This is a genomic window from Acidisphaera rubrifaciens HS-AP3 (genome assembly GCF_000964365.1).
GTDB lineage: Bacteria > Pseudomonadota > Alphaproteobacteria > Acetobacterales > Acetobacteraceae > Acidisphaera > Acidisphaera rubrifaciens.
On sequence record NZ_BANB01000111.1, the window covers coordinates 1 to 3,165 of the forward strand.

A 3,165-nucleotide genomic window follows, 5' to 3' on the forward strand; every position below is an offset into this window, starting at 1 on the left:
GTGCCGGTGCTGGGCTTCGGCGCGCGCCCGGCGCTGCTGGCGCTGTCGCTCTATGGCCTGCTGCCGGTGGTGCAGGCGACGCTCGCCGGCCTCGACAGCGTGCCCGCCCCGGTGCGCGAGGCCGCCGAGGGCCTGGGCTTCCCGCCCTGGCGCCGCCTGCTCGCCGCCGAACTGCCGCTCGCCGCCCCGCTGATCCTCGCAGGGTTGCGCACGACGGCAGTGATCGACGTCGGCACCGCCGCCATCGCATCGACCATCGGCGTCCGCACCCTCGGCACCCCGATCATCCTCGGCCTGGACGGCGACAACACGGCCTATGTCGTGCAGGGCGCCGTGCTGGTGGCGCTGCTGGCGCTGGTGCTGGATCAGGCGATCGGGCGGGTGGGGCGTTGGGCGACCGCATCAGAGACGCGGAGGGCAGCCGCTTGAGATGATGGAGACGCGGCGAACGAACAGGGCAAGCCGCGAGACGGCACGCCGGCGCGGCACGCCGTCACGTTTGAACACAGACGCCTCCTCCCGGCGGCGCTACTCTGCGCTCGCTGGCAAGAACCGCGGCGCGGCCCCGACGTCTGGACCATGCCGAGGACGGGAGAGACGGATGCCCATAGTCAAGTACCGGATGGTCAATCCCCGCCTGAACCCCCGCCGCACGCGGCTGGAGGTGCCGGGTTGGGCGGGGCAGCGGGAGCCGCGTGCCGACGGGTCGCATGAACATGCCTGGCACTGCCTGCCGTTCTCCGAGGCGGCGAGCGCGGGCATCGAGCTGTGTTATCCGTACGACGACGAACTGCATGTCTCGATGCGGGACGGCGCGCTGGTGTTCGACATCCATTCGGCGGCGCCGCCCGCGCCGGACCGGCCGGTGCCGGCGTTCCGCAGCTTCGGGCGCGACTACTACACGTATCAGAGCCTGATCGACCTCAAGGTGCCGGACACCCACGCGATCAAGACGGAGACGCATCCGCGCTTCTACACCGACCGCACGGGCACCTGTCCCGTCGCGGTGCCGGCGCTGATCCGTCACTGGTGGCCGATGGTCTACTTCCTTGTCTTCAAGTCGCCCGACGAGGGGCGCACGCATGTCTTCCGGCCCGGCGAGCCGTTCATCCAGATCACGGTGGTGGAGGCCGACGAACGGCCGGAGCTGGAGCCCATGTCGCCGGAGGAGGCCGCCGAGCGCGAGTTGCAGTCAAAGCGCATCTACGCCAGCCGCGATACGCTGGGCGCGGGCACGCGCTGGACGTCGTCCACCAATACCGTCTTCGACGGCACCTATCGCAACATCCTGGGCGCCGCGCGGGCAACGACGCGGAAGTAGGCCGGCACTTGACCGCAAGTTCCCGCAACGCAAACGCCCGCCGCGGCAGTCCGGCCGGGGCGGGCGTTCGTCGCATTCGGCCCCGCGCAGCGCGGCGCCGGGCCGGTAATCAGTAGCGCGGGCCGTAGGGCGAGTAGTACGGCTGGTAATAGCCCTGATAGTACGGGTGGTAGTACCAGTTATGGTGATGGTGGTGATGATGGTGATGGTGATGGTGGTGGTGATACCAGTACTGCACCCGCTGCACCTTCACCCCGCCGTCCGAGACCGCCGGGACGAGCGTGGGCCCGGCATCCACTTCGGGCGGCGCGGCCGGCGCCTCGGCCGCCGTCTTCAACAGGTCGAGGGCGTTCGGGATCGGCCGCAGCAGATCGGCGTAGGACGACGCCTGCAACGCAGCATCGAGCGTGGGCGGGGCAGCCGGCGCGGCACTTGCCGGCACGGCGGCCGCGAGCGCCGACACGGCACCGATCAGGCTGGCAACGGTCTTATCCATGGCTCCTTCCTTTCGCGCGTCTCGCCCACGCCGCTGCATTCAGATGGCGGCTGCCGGCGTCCGCGCGCATATGCACTGTGGCGCAGAACGCGGTGCCTGAGCATTGGGTTTTGCAACGGTTTGCAACGCGGCGCACGCCGCCCTGGGCCGGGCCGTCACAACGGCGTGACCGGCATCCACTGGACGTCGCCGATCCGCGCGGCACCGGCGGCGATCATGGCGAGCCTGTCGAAGCCGAGCGCGATGCCGGCGCAGGGCGGCAGACCATGGGCGACGGCGTCGAGGAAATCCTCGTCGAGCGGCCAGTCATCCTCCGTCCCGTACAGCGCCGCGCGACGCGCGCGGTCCGCCAGGAAGCGCGCGCGCTGCTCCCACGCATCGGTCAGCTCCGCGTAGGCGTTCGCGAGTTCGATGCCGCAGACATACAATTCGAACCGCTCCGCCACGCGCGGATCGCGCGGATCGCGTCGCGCCAGCGCCGCCTGCGCCGCCGGCCAATGCGTCAGGAACGTGGGCCGCGCCTGCCCGAGATGCGGCTCGATCCGGTCGAGCAGCAGGCGGAAGAACAGATCCTCCCAGGTCTCGCCCGCCCGCAGCACGACCCCGGCCGCGGCGGCGAGCGCCGGCGCGTCATCGGCGGTCGCGATCACGTCGGTGCCGGTCCAGCGCGCGAACGCCTCGGCGACGGTGAGACGTTCGAAGGCATCGAGCGATGTCGTCACGTCCCGGCAGGACACGACGGGCGGCAGCACGGCACGCAGGTACGCCTCCGTCTCGTCCATCAGCGCGTCGAGAGTCGCGTCCGGGCGATACCATTCGAGCATGGTGAATTCGGGCGCGTGCAGGTCGCTTCCCTGCTCGTTGCGCCAGACTCGCGCGAGCTGGAACACCCGGCCGGCGCCCGCGACGAGCAGCCGCTTCATCGCGAACTCCGGACTGGTGTGCAGGAAGCGGCGCACGCGGCTGCCGTCGGTCGCGATCTGTTCGGTCGCGTAGGCGCGCAGATGCACCTCCTCGCCCGGCGTCGGCACCGCATACGGCGTCTCGACCTCGACATAGCCGCGCGCGTCGAAGAAGGCGCGCGTGGCGGCGGCGAGGCGCGCCCGGCGGCGCAGATGGGGGAGGCGCGCGGCGAAGGCGTCCGCCGCCCAGGGCGGCCGCGCCATCAGTAGAGCGGGCGGTATGTCCAGTACGGCCAGGGATAGCCGTAGACCTGCACAGGGTAATAAATCTGATACTGCGGCGGCGGCATCGCCTGTGCCTCAGCCTCGTCGCTGCGCGCGGCGCGCTGTTCGGCCGGCACGCGGGCGGCGCGCAGGTGCGGCCGGGCGGGTCCGTAATAGGGCGG

At 71.1% G+C, this 3,165-nt stretch carries 5 protein-coding genes; 2 read left to right on the forward strand and 3 right to left on the reverse strand.

The features are described 5' to 3' along the window. Both B8460_RS04385 and B8460_RS04390 read left to right on the forward strand, forming a co-directional pair. The coding region (locus tag B8460_RS04385; protein WP_048860359.1) for an ABC transporter permease subunit at window positions 1-429 on the forward strand (429 nt) is incomplete at its 5' end. Between the two features lie 172 nt (window positions 430-601). Continuing rightward, complete coding sequence (locus tag B8460_RS04390) at window positions 602-1,321, forward strand: hypothetical protein (protein ID WP_048860360.1); 720 nt, start codon at window positions 602-604, stop codon at window positions 1,319-1,321. A gap of 109 nt (window positions 1,322-1,430) precedes the next feature. Here the strand turns inward: B8460_RS04390 and B8460_RS04395 are convergent, their stop codons facing one another. The 3 genes from B8460_RS04395 to B8460_RS21605 all read right to left on the reverse strand — a co-directional run. Beyond that, on the reverse strand, window positions 1,431-1,817 hold the full coding sequence (locus B8460_RS04395; protein ID WP_048860361.1) for a hypothetical protein: 387 nt from the start codon (window positions 1,815-1,817) through the stop codon (window positions 1,431-1,433). A 155-nt stretch (window positions 1,818-1,972) separates the two neighbouring features. Further along, window positions 1,973-2,983 carry an EF-P lysine aminoacylase EpmA gene (epmA, locus tag B8460_RS04400; protein ID WP_048860362.1) on the reverse strand — a complete coding sequence of 337 codons (1,011 nt, stop codon included), beginning with the start codon at window positions 2,981-2,983 and terminating at the stop codon, window positions 1,973-1,975. After that, a partial coding sequence (locus B8460_RS21605; protein WP_048860363.1) for a hypothetical protein occupies window positions 2,983-3,165 on the reverse strand: 183 nt, incomplete at its 5' end. The genes epmA and B8460_RS21605, both read right to left, overlap by 1 nt.

Coding starts and splice junctions, on each gene's coding strand:
- B8460_RS04390 (WP_048860360.1), top strand. CDS start 602: ATGCCCATAGTCAAGTACCGGATGGTCAATCCCCGCCTGAACCCCCGC.
- B8460_RS04395 (WP_048860361.1), bottom strand. CDS start 1,817: ATGGATAAGACCGTTGCCAGCCTGATCGGTGCCGTGTCGGCGCTCGCG.
- epmA (WP_048860362.1), bottom strand. CDS start 2,983: ATGGCGCGGCCGCCCTGGGCGGCGGACGCCTTCGCCGCGCGCCTCCCC.